General features: G+C 70.2%; 17 protein-coding genes, 1 tRNA gene and 3 pseudogenes. 5 read left to right on the top strand and 16 right to left on the bottom strand.

The features are described from left to right. Window positions 1-29: 29 nt before the first annotated feature. The 4 genes from GVO57_RS13200 to GVO57_RS13185 all read right to left on the bottom strand — a co-directional run bounded on the left by GVO57_RS13200 (window position 30) and on the right by GVO57_RS13185 (window position 4,068). The gene (locus tag GVO57_RS13200) at window positions 30-836 is read right to left on the bottom strand and encodes a DUF4198 domain-containing protein (RefSeq protein WP_160594022.1); all 807 of its coding nucleotides are present in this window, start codon (window positions 834-836) and stop codon (window positions 30-32) included. Between the two features lie 30 nt (window positions 837-866). After that, a complete protein-coding gene (locus GVO57_RS13195) occupies window positions 867-1,418 on the bottom strand; it encodes a DUF2271 domain-containing protein (RefSeq protein WP_160593615.1) in 552 nt (183 codons plus the stop codon). Between the two features lie 45 nt (window positions 1,419-1,463). Next, a complete protein-coding gene (locus GVO57_RS13190) occupies window positions 1,464-2,165 on the bottom strand; it encodes a PepSY-associated TM helix domain-containing protein (RefSeq protein ID WP_160593614.1) in 702 nt (233 codons plus the stop codon). 133 nt (window positions 2,166-2,298) lie between these two features. Continuing rightward, window positions 2,299-4,068 (bottom strand): methyl-accepting chemotaxis protein, encoded by a 1,770-nt coding sequence (locus tag GVO57_RS13185; protein WP_160593613.1) that lies wholly within the window; start codon window positions 4,066-4,068, stop codon window positions 2,299-2,301. Between the two features lie 289 nt (window positions 4,069-4,357). Here GVO57_RS13185 and GVO57_RS13180 point away from each other — a divergent pair, with 289 nt between their 5' ends. Together GVO57_RS13180 and GVO57_RS13175 are read left to right on the top strand one after the other, a co-directional pair. Next, window positions 4,358-5,269, top strand: coding sequence for an ABC transporter ATP-binding protein (locus GVO57_RS13180; RefSeq protein WP_233281383.1), 912 nt, complete (start codon window positions 4,358-4,360; stop codon window positions 5,267-5,269). After that, the gene (locus tag GVO57_RS13175; RefSeq protein WP_160593612.1) at window positions 5,266-6,459 is read left to right on the top strand and encodes an ABC transporter permease; all 1,194 of its coding nucleotides are present in this window, start codon (window positions 5,266-5,268) and stop codon (window positions 6,457-6,459) included. Before GVO57_RS13180 ends, GVO57_RS13175 begins: the two co-directional genes overlap by 4 nt. 189 nt (window positions 6,460-6,648) lie before the next feature. Here GVO57_RS13175 and rodA read toward each other — a convergent pair. The 5 genes and pseudogenes from rodA to GVO57_RS13150 form a co-directional block, all read right to left on the bottom strand. Further along, window positions 6,649-7,757, bottom strand: a pseudogene (gene rodA / locus GVO57_RS13170) (rod shape-determining protein RodA). Further along, complete coding sequence (mrdA, locus tag GVO57_RS13165) at window positions 7,754-9,826, bottom strand: penicillin-binding protein 2 (RefSeq protein WP_160593611.1); 2,073 nt, start codon at window positions 9,824-9,826, stop codon at window positions 7,754-7,756. Before mrdA ends, rodA begins: the two are co-directional and overlap by 4 nt. Continuing rightward, window positions 9,823-10,335, bottom strand: coding sequence for a rod shape-determining protein MreD (locus tag GVO57_RS13160; RefSeq protein ID WP_160593610.1), 513 nt, complete (start codon window positions 10,333-10,335; stop codon window positions 9,823-9,825). The genes mrdA and GVO57_RS13160 overlap by 4 nt, the downstream gene beginning before the upstream one ends. Beyond that, complete coding sequence (mreC, locus tag GVO57_RS13155) at window positions 10,332-11,258, bottom strand: rod shape-determining protein MreC (RefSeq protein ID WP_160593609.1); 927 nt, start codon at window positions 11,256-11,258, stop codon at window positions 10,332-10,334. Before mreC ends, GVO57_RS13160 begins: the two co-directional genes overlap by 4 nt. A gap of 16 nt (window positions 11,259-11,274) precedes the next feature. Beyond that, entirely contained in the window at window positions 11,275-12,315 is a 1,041-nt protein-coding gene (locus tag GVO57_RS13150) for a rod shape-determining protein (protein WP_160593608.1), read from the bottom strand. A gap of 140 nt (window positions 12,316-12,455) precedes the next feature. On the opposite strand from GVO57_RS13150, the gene mutL reads away from it, so the two are divergent. Next, window positions 12,456-14,294, top strand: coding sequence for a DNA mismatch repair endonuclease MutL (gene mutL, locus GVO57_RS13145; protein WP_160593607.1), 1,839 nt, complete (start codon window positions 12,456-12,458; stop codon window positions 14,292-14,294). A 220-nt stretch (window positions 14,295-14,514) separates the two neighbouring features. Continuing rightward, the gene (locus tag GVO57_RS13140; protein ID WP_160593606.1) at window positions 14,515-15,375 is read left to right on the top strand and encodes an alpha/beta fold hydrolase; all 861 of its coding nucleotides are present in this window, start codon (window positions 14,515-14,517) and stop codon (window positions 15,373-15,375) included. 40 nt (window positions 15,376-15,415) lie between these two features. Here the strand turns inward: GVO57_RS13140 and GVO57_RS13135 are convergent. From GVO57_RS13135 to GVO57_RS13120, 4 genes and pseudogenes are all read right to left on the bottom strand, one after another. Next, a pseudogene (locus GVO57_RS13135) lies at window positions 15,416-17,715 on the bottom strand (ATP-dependent helicase). Between the two features lie 86 nt (window positions 17,716-17,801). After that, the gene (locus GVO57_RS13130) at window positions 17,802-17,975 is read right to left on the bottom strand and encodes a YegP family protein (RefSeq protein WP_160593605.1); all 174 of its coding nucleotides are present in this window, start codon (window positions 17,973-17,975) and stop codon (window positions 17,802-17,804) included. Between the two features lie 99 nt (window positions 17,976-18,074). Then, entirely contained in the window at window positions 18,075-18,596 is a 522-nt protein-coding gene (gene rsmD, locus GVO57_RS13125) for a 16S rRNA (guanine(966)-N(2))-methyltransferase RsmD (RefSeq protein ID WP_160593604.1), read from the bottom strand. A 6-nt stretch (window positions 18,597-18,602) separates the two neighbouring features. Beyond that, window positions 18,603-20,072 carry a pseudouridine synthase gene (locus tag GVO57_RS13120; RefSeq protein WP_160594020.1) on the bottom strand — a complete coding sequence of 490 codons (1,470 nt, stop codon included), beginning with the start codon at window positions 20,070-20,072 and terminating at the stop codon, window positions 18,603-18,605. A 114-nt stretch (window positions 20,073-20,186) separates the two neighbouring features. On the opposite strand from GVO57_RS13120, the gene GVO57_RS13115 reads away from it, so the two are divergent. Next, a tRNA-Leu gene (locus GVO57_RS13115) sits at window positions 20,187-20,273 on the top strand. 16 nt (window positions 20,274-20,289) lie between these two features. On the opposite strand, the gene GVO57_RS13110 is transcribed toward GVO57_RS13115, so the two are convergent. The 3 genes and pseudogenes from GVO57_RS13110 to GVO57_RS13100 form a co-directional block, all read right to left on the bottom strand. Next, entirely contained in the window at window positions 20,290-21,717 is a 1,428-nt protein-coding gene (locus tag GVO57_RS13110) for an NAD-dependent succinate-semialdehyde dehydrogenase (protein ID WP_160593603.1), read from the bottom strand. 123 nt (window positions 21,718-21,840) lie between these two features. After that, window positions 21,841-22,688 (bottom strand): annotated as a pseudogene (kdsA, locus tag GVO57_RS13105) (3-deoxy-8-phosphooctulonate synthase). After that, entirely contained in the window at window positions 22,688-24,004 is a 1,317-nt protein-coding gene (locus GVO57_RS13100; protein ID WP_160593602.1) for an RraA family protein, read from the bottom strand. Before GVO57_RS13100 ends, kdsA begins: the two are co-directional and overlap by 1 nt. Between the last annotated feature and the right edge of the window lie 2 nt (window positions 24,005-24,006).

Here is a 24,006-nt window from a genome sequence, read left to right as displayed (position 1 = left end):
GTCTGTCGATCAGTGGCGTGGGCGGCGCGTCAGGGCGCCAGCACCTCGAGCGTGGTAACATAGCTGGCGCGCCGCGCCGGCATCGCCTTTTCCGGCTCCGCGTCGGTCGTCACGTTCAGCCAGTACATGCCCGGCCCCGGCCACCGCACGCTGATGCTGCCATCCGCGCCGGTCTTGAGGTCGATCTGGTTGAGCGTGTCGCGGTACCGGTTGCCGCCGGGAATGATCGTGACCGGCAGCCCGGCAGCCGGCTTGCCGTCGAGCAGGAAGCGGAAGCTGGCGGTTTCGCCCGCGACCAGATCATTGGGGTGGGTGACGGGAACCAGCTCGATCCCCTTGCCGGTCGGCGTGAACACGCCGGTCGTCGGTTCGCCGGCGGTGACGAAAATCTCGTTGCGCGACACATTGTGGCTGGTGCGCACATCGGTCGCGCCGGCGGGGATCGCCTCGGCCAGCCGGTCCGGCGACAGGCCGCGCGGCAGCCGCGTCTCGACGCCGTTCAGCTTGTAGCTGCCGAACACGCTGTCATTGACGCTCATGATCTTCCAGGTGCCGCGCGCGGTCAGATGCAGGTCGAAGGTCGAACGATAGCGGCCGGTTGCCCAATTCTCGATCTTGCCCGCGCTGCCGTCCGGGGCCATCGCCAGCGGCTGGGCGCGCAGCGGCTGATGCTCGAAATAGAACAGATCGTTCGAAACCGCGGCATCGACCGTCACCCAGGCATCGTCGCCCGACAGCACGGTGGCCGACGGCATCATCCATTGCCGGTGCGCGGCGGCAGGCGCGGCGAGCAGCGTGGTCGCGCCGAGCGCGAAAAGGGCGGCACGCAGGGTCATGGTCATTCTCCTTCAGGCAGGCATTCAAGGTCAGCGGCGGACGGTCAGCGCCACCGCGCCCAGTTCCGTCGTCCCGGCCGCGCGGGCGCTGGCGGTGCCGCCGGCCCCCGGCCAGGCAAAGGGCAGACGCAGCAGCTCGCGCCCGCCAACCTCGCGCGCCGCCTCGATCACCAGCACATATTGGCCGGGGGCAAGCGGCGGCAGCGGCCCGCGCCCGGCAGTCAGCGTCAGCCGGTGCGTGCCCGGCCCGCGCGTCGCGCCCGACACGCCATCGGCGGGCAGCCGCATCGACCGCCCGGCCGCGCGCCACCATTGGCGCACGTCGCGCAGCCATTTGGCGCCTTCGCCGCCCTTCTTGGCGACATCATACCAGATGCCGAGCGTGCGCGGGGCCGCGCCCTCCTGCTCCAGCCAGATCGCGACATAGGGCTTGTGATATTCAGCGACATCAAGGCGCGGCAGCGTGACCGACAGGTCGATCGTCTGCGCCGACAGCGGTGCCGCGCCAAAGGGCAGCATGAACGCGCCGGCCATGGTCGCGGCCATGGGCCGGGACATCGCGATGCGGTGGGTGAGGATCATGGGGCGTCTCCCGGCTGGTCGAAGGGGGGCTGGTTGACCCGTGGGTCAGTGGATGAAGAACAGGGCGATGGCCGCCGGGATGGCGAGGCCGAGGCCGACCAGCGGCCAGGTCGAGCGGCGCTTGGCGGCGTGAAGCTGGAGCAGGAACAGGCCCGTCACCGCGAACACCACACAGGCGATGACGAAAATGTCGATGAACCACGCCCAGACCGGGCCGGCATTGCGGCCCTTGTGCAGATCGTTGAGATAGGCGACCCAGCCGCGGCTGCTGGTTTCAGCGGTGACGGCACCGGTTTGACGGTCGATCGCGATCCACGCATCGCCGCCCGGGCGGGGCAGGCCCAGATAGATTTCATCGGCCGACCATTCGGCCAAGCCGCGCGTCCTGACCGGCAGATTGGCATCCAGCCAGTCCGCCACCGCCGGGGGCAGGGGGCGTTTCGCATCGCTCTGGGCCCCAGTCGCGCCCCCATCCGCGCCTGCATCCGCACGCACCCGCGCGGCGAGCGGCGGCGGCAGCTGCGCCTCGAAGCTCTGGCTGACCGCCTTGCCCTCGATATCGGCGGCATGGTTGAGCGTCAGCCCGGTGACCGCGAACAGCAGCAGCCCGATCAGCGAGATGGCCGAGCTCATCCAGTGCCAGCTGTGCAGCTGGCGCAGCCAGAAGGCCTTGCGGCTCTTGGGCTTGGGGGCTGCCTTGGGCGCGGGCGACGTTTCGGTGGAAAGCGTTGATCGGGAAGCGTGCATGGTCCGTTTCGCGTGGCGTGCCATCGCACTAACGCGAACGATTATCAAAAGCAAATCTTATCCGGCGATACCAGCCGGGGAGGAAACGCGCCCCGTGCCCCGCACCTTCCGCCGATGCGCAGTCCCGCCCGGCTCAGGCGCTCAGCAACGCGTCCAGCCTTTGTCCGCCCCGCCTGCCCGAACCTGGCAGATTGTCGTTCGAGATCCGGAACCGCCCGGCCTGTTCGGCCAGCAGCAGCGCCTCGTTAGACAGGCCGCGCGCAGCCGCCGATGTCTGCTCGACCATCGCGGCATTCTGCTGGGTCATCTGGTCCATGCCGGACATCGCACCGGTGATCTCGCCGATCGTCGAGGCCTGGGCGGCATTGTCGTCAGCGATGGTGCCGAGCAGCGCGTTGACCTCGGCAACTCCGCTGGCAATGCTCTGGAGCGCGCCGTCGACCCGCTCGACCGCTGCCACGGCGGTGCCGATATCGGCCTGGGTGGCGGTCAGCTGGTCGCGCGCGCGCTTGGCTTCTTCCTCGGCGCGCATCGCGAGTGCCGAAACCAGGTCGGCGACGACCGCAAAGCCGCGCCCGGCCTCGCCCGCCCGGCCCGCCTCGACCGCCGCGTTCATCGCCAGAACGCGCGTCTGGAACGCGATCTTGTCCAGCCCCTCGATCACGCTGTCGATGCCCTGGGCGCTGTCGGCAACCCGGCCCATCGCGGCGACGGCATCGTCCGCGATCCGCCGTCCTTCCTCGACCGTGCGGCTGGTGCTGCCGGCGTTGGCGAGCGTGTGGTTGGCGGCGGTCGCGGTTTCGCGGATACGCTTGTCGATCAGCGAGACGGCGACCGAGGTTTCCTCGATGCTCGCCGCGCTGCCTTCGGTGCGGCGCGACAGGTCTTCGGATGCCTGGGCGATCTCGGTCGAGGCGCTGCGGATGGTGGCGGTGCTCGCCATCACCGCGCCCAGCAGCTGCTGAAGGCTCAGGATCGCGCTGTTGAAGTCGCGCTTCAGCGCTTCATATTCAGCCGGGAATTCGGCGGTGACGATGGCCGTCAGATCGCCGTCGCTGACTGCGCGCAGGCTGGCGGCAAGACAGCTGGTCACATGGGTCTGTTCAGCGGCGATGCGGGCATCGGCGGCGGCGCGCGCCACGCCCAGCTCGCGGATGCCGACCACGGCCTTGGCGAGCGCGCCGACCTCGTCGGCCTTGTCGCAGCCGGGCACCTCGATATCCTGCGCGCCCTGCGCCAGCCGCTGCACCGTCGTCACCAGCCGATCGAGCGGCGCGAGCACGGCGCGCGCGATCACCAGCCCAGCCCCGGCGGCGGCGGCGGCGCTCATCAGCGCGACAATCACCCCGATCACCTGGAACAGCGTCGCCGTGCGGCTTTCATCGCGCGCCAGCGACTGGCCGACATCGATCTGGATCAGCATCAGCTTTGCGATCTGTTCGGTCAGCGGATCGATCGCGGGATAAAGCTCGCCGGTCACGAACCGGTCGAGCGCGGCACCGTCGCGTCGGCGGATGATGTCGACCAGCCGGCGGGTCGCGTCGTCGGCGACCGCCATGCGCTTCTTCGCTTCGGCGACATTGGCGGCTTCATCGGCGGTCATCTGCGACTGGACATAGGCATCCCAGTTGGCGCGGATATCGGCCTCGGCGCTTTTGAGATTGGCGAGCGCAGCGGCGGGCGACACGGCGCCCGACCGGGCCTTGTGCGCGGTATCGACGATCAGCACCGCATAGGCACCCGACACCCGGTTGAGCTGGTTGAGCGGCACCAGCCGGTCGTTGAGGATCGCCCCGAGCGCCTGTTTTTCCTTGCCCGACAGCGTGAGCAACAGCCCCGACAGCACAAGGAGCGCGAGGCTCAGCACCGCCAGACACCCGAACAGCTTCGACCTGATCGTCATGTTTGCCAGCATTCTCAACACCTTCATGTCTCGCCCGGCCACAATGGCGACCGGGAAGCCGGGGCATGGGGGTACCGGACGTCCGCCGACTGTGCGGATCAACACCCTGGCCTCCGCTGTCATCATAGGAAAAACGGGCCTGCAAACGTTACGGATCAGCGATATTCCGGGTGCCGGCCGCGGCGGCGGCGGCGGGCTGGCAGGCGGGCGGCGGCGTGACGCTTTCGCTTGACGGCTGGGGCGCAACCGGGCCTGTTGCACCGGGCGCTGGCTGACCGGCGCGGGGCTGGTGAGGCGGCGTTTGGATCAGGGCATCGTGCAGGCCAATGGCCTCATCAAACATTATGGCCAGCGGCGCGTGGTCGATGGCGTCGATCTCGCCGTGCCGCAGGGCGCGGTTTACGGCGTGCTCGGCCCCAATGGCGCGGGCAAGACGACGACGCTTCGGATGCTGCTCGGCATCATCGAACCCGATGGCGGCAGCCGGCAGCTGCTCGGGCTTGCCCATCCGCGCCAGGCGCGCACCCGGATCGGCTATCTGCCCGAGGAACGCGGCCTGTATCCGGCGATGACGGCGCGCGAGACCATCGCGTTCATGGGCGCGCTGCGCGGCCTGCCCTGGCGCGAGGGACGCGCGCGCGCCGACCGGATGCTGCACGACGCCGGGCTGGGCCATGCAGCCGGGCAGAAGATCCGAAAACTGTCGAAGGGCATGGCCCAGCTGGTCCAGCTGCTCGGCGCGATTGTCCACCAGCCCGAACTGATCGTGCTCGATGAGCCGTTTTCGGGGCTGGACCCGGTCAATCAGGAAAAGCTCGAGGGGCTGATCCTGGCCGAGCGGGCGCGGGGGGCGACGATCCTGTTTTCCACCCATGTCATGGCGCATGCGCAGCGGCTGTGCGACCGGCTGGCGATCATCGCCAATGGCCGGCGCTGCTTTGAAGGGACGGTTGCCGATGCGCGCGCGCTGCTGCCGATGCGCGCGCATTTCGTGCCGCGTTCGGGCGATGCCGGGGTGCGGGCGCTGCTGCCCGCCGATGCCGCGCCCAGCGGCGACGGGTTTGATTTTTCCGTGCCGGATGAGGGGATTGAACCGGTCATTGCCCGGCTGCTCGCCGCCGGGCACGGCATTGCCGGCCTGTCGATCGAGCGGCCGGGCCTGCACGAGGTGTTCGTCAAGCTGGTGCGGGAGGCGGCATGAGGGATTTGTTCCAGCCGGCATGGGCGATTGCGCGGCGCGATTTTGCCGCCACCGTGCTGACGCCGACATTCCTGCTGTTTCTGCTCGCGCCGCTGCTGATGTTCGGCGTCGGCGCGATCGGCGGTGTCGGTGCGGCGCAGGTGGCGCGCGATGCCGGGGCGGAGGCCGGGCCGGTCGCGCTTGCCGCCGGGGCCGAGGCGGCGGCGCTGCGCCGTGCGGATAAGGTGCTGCGCGCGGTGCTGCCGCGCCGGGCCGAGGCGATGCGGCTGACGGTCACGGCCCCCGCCGCCGATCCCGCCGCGCAGGCGCGCGCGCTGGTGCTGGGGGCGGGGCCGCGGGTGCCGGCGGTGCTTTACGGTCCGCCCGGCGCGCGGCGTGTGCTGGCGGCGGAGGGGGCGTCGTCAGGCTTTGCCGGCGATTATCTGGTCGCGCTCGATGCCGCAGCCGCCGCACCGGGCGCGCCGGCGCGGGTCGATACGGTCGCCCGCCCGCGTGCGGACCGGACGCGCGAGAGCGGCCGTTCGCTCGGCTTCGGGGTCGTGTTCACGATGTTCTTCCTGACGCTGCTGCTCGCCGGCCAGGCGGTCGGCACGCTTTCCGAGGAACGGGCGAACAAGGCGATCGAGATCCTGGCCGCCGCCGCCCCGCTCGAGGCGGTGTTCCTGGGCAAGCTGCTCGGCATGCTGGGCGTCGCTTTTCTGTTCATCGGCTTCTGGGGGGCGTTGCTGGCGCAGGGGGCGGCATTGCTGCCCGCCGATCTCGCCGCACCGCTGCGCGACGTGATCGTGCGGCCGGGCTTCATCCTGTTGTTCATCGCTTATTTCATGCTGGCTTTCCTGCTGCTCGGCGCGGTGTTTCTGGGCGTGGGCGCGCAGGCCGGCACGATGCGCGAAATCCAGATGCTGTCGCTGCCCATAACCTTGTTCCAGGTCGCGATGTTCGCGCTGGCGGGGGCGGCGGCCAATGCGCCCGATGCCCCGGTCGGAGTGTTTGCGGCGATCTTCCCGTTCAGTTCGCCCTTCGCAATGGCGGCGCGCGCGGCGATGGGCGTGCCGATGTGGCAGCATGCGGCGGCCCTTGCGTGGCAGCTGCTGTGGCTGGCGGGGACGATCCTGCTCGCTGCGCGGCTGTTCCGCATCGGCGTCCTGAAATCGGGCGGCCTGCGGCTGTTCGCGCGGCGCAGCGGCTGAGGGGGGCTCTGACGTCGCGGCACCGGCCCGCTCCCCCACCCGGCCACCCAACGGCAGTATCATATGGGTGGCCGGGTGGGGGAGCGGGCCGGTGCCGCCCCCCGCGCCGTGAGGCGCGCAACAGACAAACCGGAGCGGGCCGGTGCCGCGACCGCGCCGTGAGGCGCGCAGAACACCCCACCCCGTGCGTCAGAACCCTGGCGCGGCGCGGCGGTTGTCGCGGTCGATCGACATCAGGATGCCAAGGCAGATCATCACCGTCATCACCGCCGACCCGCCATAGGACACCAGCGGCAGCGGAATGCCGACGACAGGGGCCAGCCCCATCACCATCATCAGGTTGATGCCGAAATAGAAGAAGATCGTCATCGCCAGCCCGCCCGCCGTCAGCCGGGCAAAGCGCGTCCGCGCCGCCATCGCGACCAGCATCGCCCAGCGGATCAGCAGCAGGAACGCGCCGATCAGGAACAGGCCGCCCATCAGCCCCCATTCCTCGGCCATCGTCGCGAACACGAAATCGGTATGACCCTCGGGCAGATAGTCGAGATGGCTCTGCGTGCCTTGCAGAAACCCCTTGCCCGACAGGCCGCCCGATCCGATCGCGATCTTGGACTGGGTGATGTGATAGCCCTTGCCGAGCGGATCGGCTTCCGGGTTGAGGAAGATCAGCACGCGGTTGCGCTGATATTCGTGCAGCAGGCTGAACGCGATCGGCGCGGCGGCGGCAAGGCCAAGCCCCGCCCCACATAGAGGCGCAGCGGCAGCCCGGCGAGGAAGGTGACCGTCACCCCGCCGCCTGCGATCATCAGCGCGGTGCCCAGATCGGGCTGCAGCATGACCAGCCCCACCGGCACCCCGATCAGCAGTGCCGCCGGCCAGATTGCGGTCAGCGTGCGGGTCTGGGCCGGGGGCAGCAGCGCATAGAAGCGCGCGACCGTCAGCACGATCGCGGGCTTCATGATTTCGGATGGTTGCAGCCGGATCACCCCGAAATCGAGCCAGCGCTGGCTGCCACCGCGCACCGCGCCGAGCAGTTCGACCCCGAACAGCATCACCAGCACGATCCCGTAGAGCGGAAAGGCGATCACCTGCCATGTCGCCTCGCGCACCCGCGACAGGCCGAGCGCGAGGGCCAGAAACAGCGTGAAACGCACCCCCTGGTTGAGCGCCCAGGGGGTCACGCTGCCGCCCGCCGCCGAATAAAGCACCACCAGCCCGAAGCTGCCGATCGCGGCGACCAGCAGCAGCACCCGCCATGGCAGGGCGGCAAGCGGCGCGGGGATCAGGCTGTCCCTCATTCCGGGTCTTCCTCTGGCGGGGGCGGGGCGGCGGGCTGGCCGGGCGCTGCCGATCCTTCTGCGGCGGTGGGCGCACCGGGCGCGCCGGGCGGCGATGCGGCCGCGCCGGTCGCGGGCGCGCCGGGTGCAGCCGCCCCGGCCGCGCCTGCCGCCGGGGGCGCTTCCCCAGGCTGAGCGGCCGGGGTGCCGCGCGTCCTGAAGGCGGCGGCCTCGCGCGCCATGCGCTGGGTGATGTCGCCGCCCCAGCCGGCCTCCATTTCAGTGAGCGTCGCCATCGCCTGTTCGGGATTGAACAGGAACGTCATGATGTCGCGCGCAACCGGTGCTGCCGCGCCTGATCCCGACATGCCATGTTCGACCACCACCGCACCGGCATAGCGCGGATTGTCGGCAGGGGCGAAGAACACGAACAGCCCGTGATCGCGATATTTCCACGGCACGTTCAGCCCGCCGCGCTGGCCGCCGGCGATCCGCCGCACCTGCGCCGTCCCGGTCTTGCCGGCCATTTCGATGCCGGCGATCGGCAGCCGGCTGCGCCCGGCGGTGCCATCGCCATTGACCACCTGGCGCATGCCTTCGCGCACCGCGGCCAGATATTCGGGCGGGATCGGCAGCGCATCCGCCATGCCCTTTGCCTGCCCGGCGAGCAATTGCGGCTCGAGCATCCGGCCCGAGGCGATGCGCGCCGCCGCCACCGCCATCTGCAGCGGCGTCACCAGCACATAGCCCTGGCCGATGGCGGCGTTGAGCGTGTCCGCCGCCGACCAGTCCTGATCATATTTGCGCTTTTTCCACGCGCTGTCGGGCACGGTGCCGTAATTCTGCGACGGAAAGGGCAGATCGTATTTGCGCCCCAGCCCGGCGGTGCGCGCCGCCTCGGCAATGCGTTCGATGCCGATGCGGCGGCCCATCGCGTAGAAATAAGTGTTGCAGCTCTTGGCGATGGCGCGGGTCATGTCGACCGTGCCGTGCCGCCCCAGACAGCGGTAGAAACGGTTGCCGAGCCGGTAGCCGCCGGGGCAGTGCACCGTTTCTTCCGGGCTGATCCCCGCGCCCAGAATGGCGAGCGCATGGATCGGCTTGAAGGTCGAGCCGGGCGGATACATGGCGAGCAGCGCCTTGTTGTAGAGCGGCCGGCGCTCATCCTCCGACAGCATCCGCCATTCGTCGCGGCCGATGCCGTCGGAAAAGCTGTTGGGATCAAAGGCCGGCATCGACGCCATGGCGAGGATGCCGCCGGTCTGGCAGTCGATGACGATCGCCGCGCCCGATTGCGGGCCCATGCGCCGCGCCGCATAGGCCTGGAGCGGTTCGTCGATGGTGAGCTTGAGCGTCCGGCCCGGTTCGTCGGGCCGCGTCGCCAGTTCGCGCACCAGCTTGCCGCGCGCCGTGACCTCGACACGCTTCGCGCCGGGATTGCCGCGCAGCAGCGGCTCCAGCTGTTTTTCAACGCCGTCCTTGCCGACCTTGAAGCCCGGCGTGATCAGCAACGGGTCCTTGCTCTCCTCATAGGCCTTGGCCGAGGCCGCGCCGACATAGCCGATAAGATGGCCGACCGCCGCACCATCGGGATAGAAGCGCGAATAGCCGCGCATCGGCGACACGCCGGGCAGCTCGTCCAGCCTGACGCTCACCGCGGCAAAGCTGTTCCAGTCGAGATTTTCCGCCACCTGCACGGGCTGATAGCCGGCAGCGGCATCCAGATCCTCGCGGATGCGCGCCATTTCCTCGGGCGGGAGTTTCAGCAAGCTCTGCAGCGTGGCGAGCACCCGGTCGGCATCGGTCAGCCGGTCGGGGATGATGTCGATGCGGAAATCGGTGCGGTTGATCGCGATCGGCCGGCCATTGCGGTCGACGATCCAGCCGCGCCGGGGCGGGATCAGCGTCAGATTGACCCGGTTGCTTTCCGACAGCAGCGCATAGCGCTCATTCTCGGCGATCGACAGCCAGGCCATGCGCCCGGCAAGCACCAGCCCGACCCCGGCCTGGGCAGCGCCCAGGAACATCGCCCGGCGCGTGAAGGTGAAGGTCTGGCTGGCATCGGTGACGACCCGGGGCGGCCGCTTCATCGCAGCCGCCACTGGTCGAGCCGCGCGCACAGCCGCGCGGTCATCGGGAACAGCAGCACCGCCATCAGCATCTGCGGCACGATGACGGCAAAGGGCGCGGCTCCCCCTGCCGCCAGCGCGGCCACATAGCCGAACACGATGCCGCCGATCAGGCACAGCGCGGCGATCAGCCAGTCCTGCACATAATCGCGCCAGACGAGCGTGCGTTCCGACGCCTCGATGGCAAGAAAGATCAGCGTCCAGCTGAGCATCGCGCTGCCGACCGGCTGGCCGCTGGCCAGATCGTCGAACAGCCCCAGCGGCAGCGCCGCCCAGACCGGCCACAGGCCGGGACGCAGCAGCCGCCAGGCAAGCAGCATCATCAGCCCGGCGGGCGGCAGCAGCGGCTGATCGAGAATGACGGGCAGGCCGCTTACCATCGAACCGGCCATGGTCGCGGCGACGGGCACGATGCGTGCCCGCGCCGACAGGACGGGCGGCGGGCCGAACTGGCCGGTGCGGACGTTCATGGCTGCCCAGCCCCGTTCTGGCTCCCGTTCTGGCCCCCGCTTTCCGCCGCCGGTGCGTTGCCGCTTTCGGCATCGGCCAGTGCGGGCTGGAAAGGCTGTTCGACGATGGCGTAATCGAGCCGCGCCGGATCGGCCGCCGGCAGGGCGACCGCGCCGTCGCGCGTACGCCGCGTCACCCGCGCCACCGGCACGTCGGGCGGATAGACGCCGCCCGCGCCCGAAGTCAGGAAGATGTCGCCGGGGCGGAAGGGGTTGGATTCCGCGCCCAGCGTGCGGATTTCGATCCGCCCGTCGCCAAGACCGGTGGCGATCGCCGGCAGGCCGTCCGCCGCGCGCTTCACGGGCACCACGGTGCCGCCATCGGTGATCAGCTGCACGCGCGCCGAAATCGCGCCGGCCCCGGCCACGCGGCCCACCAGCCCTTCCGGCCCGCGCACCGGCATGCCGGTGCGCACGCCCGATGTCAGCCCGGCCGACAGCATCGCGAACCGGCGGATGCTGGTGCCCGACGAACTGACCAGCCGGGCGGTCGCAACCGGCGGGCGTTCCGCGTCGACGATGCCGAGCAGGCGCTTGAGCCGCGCATTTTCAACCGCAACCGCGCGCGCCTTGATCAGCGCTGTCTCGCGCGCCCGCGCCTCTGCCTCCAGCCGGCGGACCTTGCCGGCGGCATCGACATAGGCGCCCATGTCCGTGCCCAGATCGCCGGCCGTGCGCACCACCGCGCGCCCGCCGGCGCTGAGCGGCATCATCGCGTCGCCGACCGCACCTTTCAGCGCGCCGAACCCCTGCGGGTCGACCGCCGACAGGATCAGCAGCAACAGCGCCACGACCGCGCCGGACACCGCCGCGACATAGCTGAAGAACAGCCCATATTGCGCCCGCCGCGAATGGCCGGGCCGCCGATCGGAGGGGCGTGCCATGACCGCGCCGCCCGGTTCAGGCGGTCAGCAGGACGCCGCGGAACATCGGGTCTTCAAGCGCCCGACCGGTGCCCAGCGCCACGCAGGTCAGCGGATCGTCGGCGATCGTCACCGGCAGCCCGGTCTCGTCGCGCAGCACCTCGTCCAGCCCTTCGAGCAGCGCGCCGCCGCCGGTGATGACGATGCCCTGATCGACAATGTCGGCGGCGAGTTCAGGGGCGGTGTTTTCAAGCGCGATGCGCACGCCCTCGATGATCGTGCCGACCGGTTCGGACAGGGCTTCGGCGATCTGGCCCTGGTTGATCTCGATTTCCTTGGGCACGCCGTTCACCAGGTCGCGGCCCTTGATCTGGATGGTCTTGCCGACGCCGTCGGCCGGCGGCTTGGCGGTGCCCACTTCCTTCTTGATCCGCTCGGCAGTCGCTTCGCCGATCAGCAGATTGTGGTTGCGCCGGACATAGGAGGCGATGGCTTCGTCCATCTTGTCGCCGCCGACGCGCACCGAGGTGGTATAGGCAAGGCCGCGCAGCGACAGAACCGCCACCTCGGTGGTGCCGCCGCCGATATCGACGACCATCGAGCCAATCGGCTCGGTGACCGGCATGTCGGCACCGATCGCGGCCGCCATCGGCTCCTCGATCAGCCACACCTGGCTGGCCCCGGCATTGGAGGCGGCGTCGCGGATCGCGCGCCGTTCGACCGAGGTCGAGCCGGAGGGGACGCAGATCACGATTTCCGGCCAGCGCGGAAAGCGCCGCTGGCCGTGCACCTTGGTGATGAAATGCTTGATCATCTGTTCGGCGACGTCGATGTCGGCGATCACGCCGTCGCGCAGCGGGCGGATGGCCTGGATCGTGTCGGGCGTCTTGCCCATCATCAGCTTGGCATCATCGCCCACGGCCTTGACGCGCTTGACGCCGTTGACCGTCTCGATCGCGACCACCGACGGCTCGTTGAGCACGATGCCGCGCCCGCGCACATAGACGACCGTGTTGGCCGTGCCGAGGTCGATTGCCATGTCGTGCGAAATGAATTTGAAGAAACGCGAAAAGAACATGCCCAGATCCGTCCGATAAGGTCCCGCTTCCCCCAATGGGGCCTGTCGCCCGCTCCAACGGCCATCGGCACGGAATCTTTTCGCGTTTGCACAGAGGGACCGGGTCGCGGGCCTCGGCGGCTTGGGCTAGAGCGTGGGGCATGTCAATACGTCGCCTGCCCTCGCATCTGGTCAATCGCATCGCCGCCGGTGAAGTGGTGGAAAGACCGGCCAGCGCGCTGAAGGAACTGGTCGAAAACGCCATCGACGCGGGCGCGCGGCGCATCGCCATCCGGCTGGGCGCGGGCGGGACCGAGCTGATCGAGGTCGCGGATGACGGCTGCGGCATGACTCCCGCCGACATGCGGCTGGCGATCGAGCGTCACGCCACGTCGAAGCTGCCGGACGACGCCATCGATCAGGTGGCGACGCTCGGCTTTCGCGGCGAGGCGCTGCCCTCGATCGCCAGCGTCGCGCGGATGCGGATCGAAAGCCGGGTGCGCGGCGCCGATGGCTGGGCGCTTGAGATCGACAATGGCGCCGTCGGGCGCGAAGGGCCGGCCGCGCTGCCGCCGGGGACGCGCATCCGGGTCGAGGCGCTGTTCGAACGCGTGCCGGCGCGGCGCAAATTCCTGCGTTCGCCCCGCGCCGAATATGCCGCCTGTCTGGATGCGGTGCGGCGGCTGGCGATGGCGCGGGCGGACATCGGCTTCACCCTTGATCATGACGGGCGCACCACCTTGTCGGTGCCGCCCGGCGACAGCCGGCCCGGGCGTGTCGCCGCGCTCACCGACCGCGATCTGCCGGCCAACAGCATCGCCATCGATCTGGTGCGCGACACGCTGGTGCTGGGCGGGGTGGCCGGGCTGCCGACCTTCAGCCGCGGGGTCGCCGATCATCAATATCTGTTCGTGAACGGGCGGCCGGTGAAGGACCGGCTGCTCGCCGGCGCGGTGCGCGGGGCCTATGCCGATCTGCTGGCGCGCGACCGCCATCCGCTGGTCGCGCTGTTCCTCGATCTGCCGCTGACCGAGGTGGATGTGAACGTGCATCCCGCCAAGACCGAAGTCAGGTTCCGCGACCCGGCGGCGGTGCGCGGCCTGATCGTCGGCGGCATTCGCCGCGCGCTCGATGCCGCGGGGCATCAGAGCGCGCGGGCCCCCTCGATCCTGTCGGGCTGGCAGACGGGGATGCCCGCTGCGCCCGCAGGCGCTGCCGTGCATGATGCCCTGACCGGCTGGCCGGGGCCGGGGCAGATGGCGCTTGATGGTCTGGCGGGCGGCGCACCCGCCATGCTGGCCGGTTCGGGCGGGGCGGGGTTCCCGCCGCCCGCATCACCCGCGCCCGCATCCTCCGGTCCGGGATGGGCGCCGCTCGGCCGGGCGGAGGCGGCGTTTGCGCCCGTGCCGCAGGCGGTGCGCCATCCGCTGGGCGTGGCGCGCGGGCAGGTGGCGGCGACCTATATCGTTGCCGAGGCCGAGGATGGGCTGGTGCTTGTCGACCAGCATGCCGCGCATGAGCGGCTGGTGCTTGAACGCATGCGCCGCGCGACCGCCGATGGCCGCGTGGCCGCGCAGGCGCTGCTGCTGCCCGAAGTGGTCGAGCTGGACGAACCGGCGTGCGACCGGCTGGAGGCGCGGGCGGCAGAGCTGGCGGCCTTGGGGCTGGATCTGGAACGTTTCGGCCCGGCGGCGATGCTGGTGCGCGCGACCCCCGCGCTGCTCGGCACCGATGATCCGCAGGCGCTGGTGCGCGACCTGGCCGATGATCTGGCCGCGTTCGACGCCGCGCTCAGCCTTGGCGAACGGCTGGACGCGATCGCCGCCACCATGGCCTGCCATGGCAGCGTGCGCGCCGGCCGGTCGCTGTCGGTCGCCGAAATGAACGCCCTGCTGCGCGAAATGGAGGCAACCCCGCACAGCGGCCAGTGCAACCATGGCCGCCCGACCTGGGTGAAGCTGTCCATGGCCGATGTCGAAAAGCTGTTCGGGCGCAAATAGAGCATGGTCGGGCCGGGCTCGGCTCCCGGCATTCCGGATGCAGCGCCGTAACAAAGCTATTGGGGGGCATTCGCCAGCAATCGTGCGCGCGTGCTGGTTATCCTCCTGAGACCAAATTTCTGTTTTTGCGGAGCACGCACTCGGTTGACAGCGGTTCCTGTATAATCAAAATCTTGTCCGCCGCATCAACGACAACGGCTGTTCGGGCGAAAGGGCGCGCATGTCACTGTTCAGGTCGGTGCTGATCGGGGCGATGATTGCCGGTGGTGCAGGTGGCTGCACGGCGGTGATCACGCAGGCGAGCTTTTTCCCGCGCGAAACACTGGCGGCCCCCGATCAGGTGCTGAAAGCGCCGCCTGGTTATGTCGCCACCAGCCGGATGATCGATCTGGACGGGATCGGGCAGGTCCGGGTGGTGCGGCTCGACAATCCGGGCAGCGATGCGGCGATCATCTACAGCGCGGGCAATGGCGGGTTCGTCGATTCCGACGCATCCAGCCGCATGGCCGCGAGCCTTGCCGCCGTCACCGGCGCGGACATCATCCTTTACGATTATCCGGGCCGGGGCGGCACCACCGTGCCGGCGACGATCGCTGCGGCGGTCGCGTTCGGCCCGGCGATGGTCGAACGGCTGCGGCGCGACGGCTGGCTGGGGGCGGGGCCGGTCTATGCCTATGGCCTGTCCTTCGGCGGCAGCATGGCGGCGGCGATGGTGCGTGGCGGCGGCTTTGCCGGGCTGATCATCGAGGGCAGCGCCGCCGATTATCAGGCGATCGGCCGCGATTTCGTGCCCGGCATCGCCAAGCCGTTCGTCAAGGTGCGGACCGACGAGGCGCTGCGCGGGTTCGACTATTTCGGCTATGCGCTTGCCGGCCGCGCGCCGATCCTGCTGCTGTCGGGCACCGGGGACAAGGTGATCCGCCCCCGGCGGATGCGCGAGTTTGCCGACCAGCTGACGGCCAAAGGCGCGCAGGTCACGCTGCGCCCGGTGCCGGTCGGCCATGGCGGGGCGCTGGACAGCCAGGAAGGCCGCGACGCGCTGGCGGCGTTCATGGGCCAGCGCACGGCCAGCGCGGACTGATCACCCCTTTTCCCCGGCCTTTCCGGCCCCGCCGGGTTGATCAGCCGGGCGTGACGAAGCTGTCGATCACCCGCTTGCGGCCCGATTGCTCGAAATCGATTTCCAGCTTGTTGCCCTCGATCACCGCGATCGCGCCATAGCCGAATTTCTGGTGGAATACGCGCTGCCCGACCGTCAGGTCGCTGCGCCCCGGCTGGCCCAGGCTGACCGCGCTCGCCCGTGCCTCGACCAGCCGGGGCTGGGGCTGCACCCCGCTCACCGCCGCGCGCCGCCAGCCGGGGCCGCGCCCGGTCTCGCGCCCCGCGACATGGGCAAAGGGATCCTCATGCGGCGACCATGCGGCGCGCCACAGGCTCGCCCCGCCGGCCAGGCTGTCTTCGGCAACCACATGCTCGGCGGGCAGCTCGCCGATGAAGCGCGAGGGGATGGCGCTCGTCCACTGGCCATAGATGCGGCGATTGGCGGCGTGCAGGATCGTTGCCTGCCGCCGCGCGCGGGTGATCGCGACATAGGCGAGCCGGCGTTCCTCCTCCAGGCTGGCCGTGCCGCCTTCGTCGAGCGCGCGCTGCGACGGGAACACCCCTTCTTCCCAGCCGGGCAGGAACAGCGTGTCGAACTCCAGCCCCTTGGCGGCGTGGATGGTCATCAGCGTCACCTGATCGGCGCTGCGGCCATCGTCATTGTCCATGACCAGGCTGACATGCTCGAGGAACGCGCCCAGCGTGTCATACTCCTCCATCGCGCGGACGAGTTCGTTCAGATTTTCCAGCCGCCCGGCGGCATCGGCCGATTTTTCGGCCTGCCACATCGCGGTATAGCCGCTGTCATCGAGGATCTGGCGGGCAAGATCGGGATGGTCGAGGCTGGCAGCCAGATCGCGCCAGCGCGCGACCGCGCCGACAAAGCCGGTCAGCGCGCGCCGCGCCTGGGGCGTCAGCTCGTCGCTGTCGATGATCCGCGCCGCCGCCGCCATCAGCGGCACCCCTCGGCACGGGCGAGCGCGTGCAGCCGCGCCATCGCCTTGTCTCCCAGCCCGCGCTTGGGCGTGTTGATGATGCGCTCGAACGCCAGATCGTCGGCCGGCTGGCTGACCAGCCGCAGATAGGCAAGCGCGTCGCGGATCTCCTGCCGCTCGTAAAAGCGCAGGCCCCCGACGATGCGATAGGGCAGGCCGATGGCGATGAACCGGTCTTCGAACTCGCGGGTCTGGAACTGGGCGCGCACCAGGATCGCGCAGTCGGCCAGCGGCATCGGCCGGCCCGATGCGGCGCGGCGATGATCCTCGATCATCTCGCCCACGCGGCGCGCCTCTTCCGGCCCGTCCCATACGCCCAGCACGCGCACCTTCTCGCCGCCGTCCGCCGCCGTCCACAGCGTCTTGCCCAGCCGCCCGCTATTGGCGGCGATCAGGCCCGACGCCGCGCCCAGGATGTGGCCGGTCGACCGGTAATTCTGTTCCAGCCGGATGATCTCGGCACCCGGAAAATCGCGTTCGAACCGCAGGATGTTGGCGACTTCGGCCCCGCGCCATGAATAGATGGACTGATCGTCATCGCCGACGCAGCAGATGTTGCGCCGCCCCTGGGCCAGCAGGCGCAGCCACAGATACTGGCTGGCATTGGTGTCCTGATATTCATCGACCATGATATAGGCAAAGCGGCGCTGATAGCTCTCCAGCGCATCGCGGTGCGTTTTCAGGATCGTCAGCATGTGCAGCAGCAGATCGCCGAAATCACAGGCATTCACCGCCGCCAGCCGCTGCTGATAGGCGGCATAAAGCGCCGCCCCCCTGCCGCCGGCATAGGCCTCCGCCTCGCCCGGCCCGACATCCGCCGGGGTCAGCCCGCCATTCTTCCACCGGTCGATCAGCCCGGCGAGCTGGCGCGCGGGCCAGCGTTTCTCGTCAATGCCGTCGGCGACGATCAGCTGCTTGAGCAGGCGCAGCTGATCATCGGTGTCGAGAATGGTGAAGTTTGATTGCAGCCCGACCAGCTCGGCATGGCGGCGCAGCATCCGCGCGGCGATGGCGTGAAAGGTGCCGAGCCAGGGCATCCCCTCGACCGCCGCGCCGATCATCCGCCCGGTGCGTTCGCGCATCTCGCGCGCCGCCTTGTTGGTGAAGGTGACGGCCAGAATCTCTCCCGGCCGGGCGCGGCCGGTGGCGATCAGATGCGCGAGCCGCGCGGTCAGCGCCGCCGTCTTGCCGGTGCCTGCCCCGGCAAGCACCAGCACCGGGCCGTCGGTGGTCAGCACCGCGGCGCGCTGCGGCGGGTTCAGCCCGGCCAGATAAGGCGGGTCGGCGGGGCCGGGCACGGGGGGAGGGGGATCGGGCAGGGTCACGCGCGAACAACTAGGGAACACGGGCGATGATCGCAACCGCCGCCTGCTGTGCCGTCACGTCCCGGCCCGGTTTTCCCGCGCCCCGCTCACTCCTCTTCGATGGGGGCGGTCGGGCCGTTTTTCAGGATCGAGTCGATCGCGTTGCGCGCGCCGGCCTTGGCGGAATAGGCCTCGGTCCAGAAGATCGTTTCGCTGTTGTATTTGAAATAGGCGCGATATTCGCCGCCATCGGTCTTCTTGATCACGAATTTGTGCGCCATTGGTCCCTCCCGGCTGCCGCGCCCGATGCGGCGGGCGGGGCAGGCTCGCGCGGATCACGCGGCCCGTCAATGCCGGCCATCGGCGCGGGCGATGGGAGTTCAGAGCTTGCGCAGCAGCGTCAGCTTCGCCTTGCCATGGCGGCGCACCGCGTCGACCGCAAAGCCGGGCACCTCCACATCCTCGTCAAACGCCGTCTCGATGCTCGCCCAGCAGCCCGGCTCGAGCGCGAGGCGCGGCAGCACCTTCACCCCAAGGCCCGAGCGATAGGGCGGATCGAGGAACACGATGTCGAACGGCCCGCCGGCAAAGCCTTCGGCCGCCTGGGCGCGGATTTCGGCCCCGGTCGCGCCCAGCCGGGCGATATTGGCCTTGAGCGCGGCCAGCGCCGCATGGTCGCGTTCGACGAACACGCACGCGCCCGCGCCGCGCGACAGCGCCTCCAGCCCCAGCGCGCCGGTGCCGGCGAACAGATCGGCGACGCGCAGCGCCTCGAAACTGCCGAGCCGGCTGGTCAGCATCGAAAACAGCGCCTCGCGCGTCCGGTCGGCGGTCGGGCGGGTTGCCTCGCCTTCAGGCGCGATCAGCGTGCGGCCGCGCCACTGGCCCGAAATGATCCGCATCGCCGCTCAGCCCCGCCGGGGCCGCCCGCCGGGGCGGGTGGGACGCGGCGGCCGGCCCGGCCCGGTGGGCGCGGGCGAATGCGGGCCGCCGCCGCGCGCCGGGCGGTCAGCGTCGCCGGGGCCGCTGCCGGGCGCACGGCCCTTGCCGGCACGCGGCGGCCGGCCGGCCTGATCCTGGCGGCGCTCGGGGCGGGGGCCGCGCTCCGGCTTCGTCCCGAAATCACGCCCGGTGCCGCCGTCCGGCTCCCTCGCGCGCCTGGGCGGTCTGCCATCCGGCGCTGCCCGCCTGGGCGGCCTAGTGTCCGGCGCGGCGCGGTCGGGCCGGGCGCGTCCGTGTGCGCCCTTGGCCGTCTCGTCGGTCCCGCCATGCCGGTCCGCCCGCCCTCGCGGCGCGCGGGCCTGCCGCCCGTCGCCGCCCTCATTCTCGGCGCGCAGGCGCGGACGCGCACCCGGCGCACTGCCTGGCTGACGGACGCTGTCGGCGGGGCGCTCGTCCGGCCTGACCGGCTTTGGCCGCAGCGTGCGCCCCACAGCACCGGCACCGGCCTTGGGCGCGGCGTCGCGCCCGACGGGGCGGGGGCGGCCCGCGCCGGTCCGTTCCGGGCCGCGCCGTGCGGGCGGCGGCGGGGCGGGGCGGGGATCGGCCGGCTCGAACGCGCCCTTGCCGGGCTTGAGCGTGCGGCGGAACACGACCAGATCATGCTGGCGCACTTCCGCGACTGCGCCTTCGGCCAGATCGTCGAGCACGAACGGCCCGTAACGGGTGCGGATCAGCCGGCTGACCTCCAGCCCCAGATGCTCGAGCACGCGGCGCACCTCGCGGTTCTTGCCCTCGGTCAGCGTCAGCTCGATCCACACATTGGCACCGGTGCGCCGTTCCAGATTGGCGTCGATCGCGCCATAGCGCATGCCGTCAATCTCCACCCCCTCGATCAGCGCCTCCAGATCGGCCTGGCTGATCTGCCCGTAAGCGCGGGCGCGATAGGTGCGCGGCACCCCGGTCGACGGCAGTTCGAGGGCGCGTTTCAGCTCGCCGTCGGTGGTCAGCAGCAACAGCCCCTCGGTGTTGAGGTCGAGCCGCCCGACCGGCATCACCCGCGGCAGATCGTCGGGCAGCCGGTCATAGATGGTCGGCCGCCCGGCCGGATCGCGCGCCGCCGTCAGCAGCCCGCGCGGCTTGTGGAACAGGAACAGCCGCGCCGGCGCGGGGGCGCGGACCGGCTGGCCGTCCACCGTGACGCCGTGCAGCGATGTCAGGATCGTCGCCGGGGTCGTCACCGTCACCCCATCGATCGCGATCCGCCCTTCGGCGATCATCCGTTCGACGTCGCGGCGCGACGCGATCCCGGCGCGGGCCAGCAGCTTGGCGATGCGCTGCCCGGAAAGGTCGGGCGCGCGGGACGGGCTGCGGGGCGGTGGCGGCGGGGCGGGCGGCAAGGGCGGAAACTCCAGTGAACGGCCAGCGCCATGACGCATTTTCACGCCCCTGTCATCCGCTACAGCCTGTCATCCGCCACAGCCCTGCCGGTCGGGTGGCGGCCCCGGTTGCAGCGCCGGGGGCGCTTCGCTAGAGCGGGGCCAGCCAGGCATGCGGGCGTGGCGGAATTGGTAGACGCAGCGGACTCAAAATCCGCCGTCCTCACGGATATGTCGGTTCGAGTCCGACCGCCCGCACCAGCCCAGGAGCTGCCGCTCAGGCCTGGTGGATCGCCTTGGTCACCATATAGCTTTCAAGCCCTTCCGGCCCGCCTTCGCGGCCAAAGCCCGAATCCTTGACCCCGCCGAACGGCGCGTCGACGACCGAGATGGCAAAGCTGTTGATGCCGATCATCCCGGCCTCGATCATGTCGCCCAGCCGGTTGGCGCGGCGGCCATTTTCGGTGAAGGCGAAGGCGGCAAGGCCGTAAGGCAGGCGATTGGCCTCGGCCACCGCTTCCTCCTCGCTGTCGAACGGGCGAATGAGCGCCACCGGGCCGAACGGCTCGGTCGACATCACATCGGCGTCGAGCGGCACATCGGCCAGCACCGTCGGCTGGAAGAAAAAGCCCTGGCCGAAGCGCGCCCCGCCATGCGCCACCCGCGCCCCGCGCGCCACCGCATCGCCGACCAGCGCCTCGATCGCATCGGGGCGGCGGCGATTGGCGAGCGGACCCATGCGCGTCGCCGGATCCAGCCCCGACCCGACCGACAGCGCGGCGGTGCGGGCGGCAAAGCCGGCCACGAACCGGTCATAGATGCTGCGCTCGACATGGAAACGCGTCGGCGACACGCAGACCTGGCCGGCGTTGCGGAACTTCTGCGGCACGACCATGTCGAGCGTCCGTTCAAGGTCGCAATCGGCAAACACCATCACCGGGGCATGGCCGCCCAGTTCCATGGTGACGAGCTTCAGCCCGTCGGCGGCAAGCTTCATCAGATGGCGGCCGACCGGCACCGATCCGGTGAAGCTGAGCTTGCGGATCACCGGCGAGGCGATGAGCGTGCGGCTGACCGTGTCGGGCACGCCGAACACCAGCTGGGCGACATTGCCCGGCACCCCGGCATCGATCACCGCGCGCATCAGCGCCGAGGTCGAGCCGGGCGTTTCCTCCGGCGGCTTGGCGATCACCGAACAGCCGGCGGCGAGCGCCGCAGCCAGCTTCTTGGCCATCAGATAGACGGGGAAATTCCACGGCGTGAATGACGCGACCGGGCCGGCCGGCTGGCGGATGACGATCGAGCGGGTGCCGGTCGGGCGCACCAGCACCCGGCCATAAGCGCGCTTGGCTTCCTCGGCATAATAATCGAACAGCTGCGCCGCGCCCGCGACCTCGCCGCGCGCCTCGACCAGCGGCTTGCCCTGTTCGAGCGTCAGCAGCGTCGCGATCCGCTCGGTCCGCTCGCGCAGCAGCGCCGCCGCCTTGTGCAGGATCGCCGCGCGCGCCTCGACATCGGTGGCCCGCCAGGCGCGGAACCCGGCATCGGCCGCGACCAGCGCCTGTTCGAGATCGGCGGCGCTGGCGAGCGGCACTTCGGCAATCGCCGCGCCGCGCGCCGGATCGATCACCGGCTGGGCATCGCGCCCCTCGCCGGCGCGCCATGCGCCATCGACGAACAGCTTGAGTTCGGCATCATAATCCATCGCACACGTCTCCGTCGGCGGGGTGCCCCGCATGTTGCCGCCCCAGTGGCGCGGGCGCGCGCGCCGGTCAACGCCGGGTGGGCCGGAGAGATGCGGGACAACAGCTTCGGGACGGAGGCGGGGTCAGCGCGCCTTGGCCAGCCGGTCGAACGCCTGCAGCCGGGCGAGCAGCGCCGGCATGTCGGCCAGCGGCACCATGTTCGGCCCGTCGCTCGGCGCACGGTCCGGCTCTTCATGCGTTTCAAGGAAGATCGCGGCCACCCCGATCGCCGCCGCCGCGGTCGCCAGCGTCGGCACGAAGCGGCGCTCCCCGCCCGAGGCGTCGCCGCGCCCGCCGGGCTGCTGGACCGAATGGGTGGCGTCGAACATCACCGGAAAACCGGTTTCGGCCATGATCGGCAGCGACCGCATGTCGCTGACCAGCATGTTGTAGCCAAAGCTCGCGCCGCGTTCGCACAGGATCACCCGGTCATTGCCCGCCGCCACCAGCTTGGCGGCGACATTCTTCATGTCCCACGGGGCAAGGAACTGGCCTTTCTTGACATTGACTGCGCGGCCGGTGCGCGCAGCGGCGACCAGCAGATCGGTCTGCCGGCACAAAAAGGCCGGGATCTGCAGCACATCGACCGCCTCGGCCACCGGCGCACACTGCCCGGTTCATGGACGTCGGTCAGCACCGGGCAGCCGAAACGCTCGCGGATCTCGGCAAAGACGGGCAGGGCGGCGTCCATGCCGATCCCGCGCGCGCCGTTGATCGACGTGCGGTTGCCCTTGTCGAACGAGCTTTTGAAGATCAGCCCGATCCCAAGGCCTTGACAGATTTCGGTGAGCGCCGCCGCCATGTCCAGCGCATGGGCGCGGCTTTCCATCGCGCACGGCCCGGCGATGAGGACGAAGGGCCGGTCATTGGCGAGGCTCAGCCCGCCAATCTCGACGGTGCGCGGCAGGGTGGCGGCCGGGGTCTCGGTCATCAGAACGCTCCGCATTCGGCAAGGATTTCATCGACGTCGCGGCCGCGCGCGGCAAAATGGCGGATGCGCGCCTCGTTGCCGATCACCTCCCACGCCGCCGCCTCGATCTCGTCCCACATCCGGGCCGGGATCACGACCACCCCGTCTTCATCGGCAAAGACGACATCGTCGGGCGCGACGGGCACGCCGCCCATCGCGACCGGCCGGTTGATCGATCCCAGCGTGCCTTCATATTTGATGTCGTCGCAATGGCTTGTCCGCGCATAGACGGGCAGGCCGAGCGCGCGGACATCGGCGGTGTCGCGCGTCGCCCCGTCGACGATCGTGCCGACGGCGCCGGCGCGGATCGCCAGATTGGCGTTGAGATCGCCGAAATAGGCGCGTTCGGGCACCTCGGTCGCGACCATGATGACGTCGCCGGGCCGGACGAAGCGATAGGAATGGAGCGCGCCGTAAATGCCCTTCCACGCCTCGCCCTCAGGGGCCGGGCGGTTCGGCAGGGCAACCAGCTGGATCGGCCGCGCCCGCCCGAGGATGCGGCCCGGGCTGGTCGGCCGGATGGCGGGGGACAGCACGGCGCGGTGGCCGCGTTCCTTCATCAGATCGGCAAGCACCGACGACGACAGATGGCGGCTGAGCGCGCGGAACCGCGAGACCTCGGCGGCGCGCTGCCCGGCGGCGATGGTTTCGGCGAGCGCGAAATCGGCCGGCATATTGATGTCGATCTGTTCCAGCGGATCCAGTTCGAACAGGATCGGCCGGCGGCCGAAACGCTGGGTGGGCAGCGAGCCATCCGCCGGGCGGCGGACGATATACAGGCTCATCGCCTCGATCACGGTCGGCGGCAGCTCGACGCTGTTGGGCACGCGGCCCCGGCCATAAACGGGGTCGCGCCCCGCCCAGCAATATTGCTTGGCCGATGTGACCGCGACCAGGCTGTCGGCGTCGGGATCGGCGAGCAGCGCGTCGATCGCGCGGGTCACGGTGTCGGCGGTCACGAACGGGGCGGTGCACAGCACCTGCACCCACAGATCGGCATCGGGGCGCTGCGCGGCTTCCCAGGCGAACATCTGATGACCGTCGGCGGCGTTGGACGCCAGCTCGGCCGGGCGCTTCAGCCACGTGACCGGCAGGTCGTCGGCCAGCGCCGCCAGCTCGGCGGATTCGGTGTCGAGGCACAGCTCGGTCAGGTGCCTGCACGCCAGCAGCTGGCGCAGCTTGCGCTTGAACAGATGCTCGCCGTCGAGAATGCGGACATTCTTGTTGGCCACCCGTTCGCTCTGCCCCTTGGCGGGCACATAGGCGACGATCTTCATGT

The organism is Sphingomonas changnyeongensis (genome assembly GCF_009913435.1).
Classification (GTDB): Bacteria; Pseudomonadota; Alphaproteobacteria; order Sphingomonadales; family Sphingomonadaceae; genus Sphingomonas_B; species Sphingomonas_B changnyeongensis.
Note: the sequence above shows the minus strand (reverse complement) of the source record. Positions and strands in the feature narration are given on the sequence as shown.

Coding starts and splice junctions, on each gene's coding strand:
- mutL (WP_160593607.1), top strand. CDS start 12,456: ATGTCAATACGTCGCCTGCCCTCGCATCTGGTCAATCGCATCGCCGCC.
- GVO57_RS13130 (WP_160593605.1), bottom strand. CDS start 17,975: ATGGCGCACAAATTCGTGATCAAGAAGACCGATGGCGGCGAATATCGC.
- GVO57_RS13190 (WP_160593614.1), bottom strand. CDS start 2,165: ATGCACGCTTCCCGATCAACGCTTTCCACCGAAACGTCGCCCGCGCCC.
- GVO57_RS13140 (WP_160593606.1), top strand. CDS start 14,515: ATGTCACTGTTCAGGTCGGTGCTGATCGGGGCGATGATTGCCGGTGGT.
- GVO57_RS13185 (WP_160593613.1), bottom strand. CDS start 4,068: ATGACGATCAGGTCGAAGCTGTTCGGGTGTCTGGCGGTGCTGAGCCTC.
- GVO57_RS13110 (WP_160593603.1), bottom strand. CDS start 21,717: ATGGATTATGATGCCGAACTCAAGCTGTTCGTCGATGGCGCATGGCGC.
- rsmD (WP_160593604.1), bottom strand. CDS start 18,596: ATGCGGATCATTTCGGGCCAGTGGCGCGGCCGCACGCTGATCGCGCCT.
- mrdA (WP_160593611.1), bottom strand. CDS start 9,826: ATGAAGCGGCCGCCCCGGGTCGTCACCGATGCCAGCCAGACCTTCACC.
- GVO57_RS13150 (WP_160593608.1), bottom strand. CDS start 12,315: ATGTTCTTTTCGCGTTTCTTCAAATTCATTTCGCACGACATGGCAATC.
- GVO57_RS13100 (WP_160593602.1), bottom strand. CDS start 24,004: ATGAAGATCGTCGCCTATGTGCCCGCCAAGGGGCAGAGCGAACGGGTG.
- GVO57_RS13175 (WP_160593612.1), top strand. CDS start 5,266: ATGAGGGATTTGTTCCAGCCGGCATGGGCGATTGCGCGGCGCGATTTT.
- GVO57_RS13160 (WP_160593610.1), bottom strand. CDS start 10,335: ATGAACGTCCGCACCGGCCAGTTCGGCCCGCCGCCCGTCCTGTCGGCG.
- GVO57_RS13195 (WP_160593615.1), bottom strand. CDS start 1,418: ATGATCCTCACCCACCGCATCGCGATGTCCCGGCCCATGGCCGCGACC.
- GVO57_RS13200 (WP_160594022.1), bottom strand. CDS start 836: ATGACCCTGCGTGCCGCCCTTTTCGCGCTCGGCGCGACCACGCTGCTC.
- mreC (WP_160593609.1), bottom strand. CDS start 11,258: ATGGCACGCCCCTCCGATCGGCGGCCCGGCCATTCGCGGCGGGCGCAA.
- GVO57_RS13120 (WP_160594020.1), bottom strand. CDS start 20,072: ATGCGTCATGGCGCTGGCCGTTCACTGGAGTTTCCGCCCTTGCCGCCC.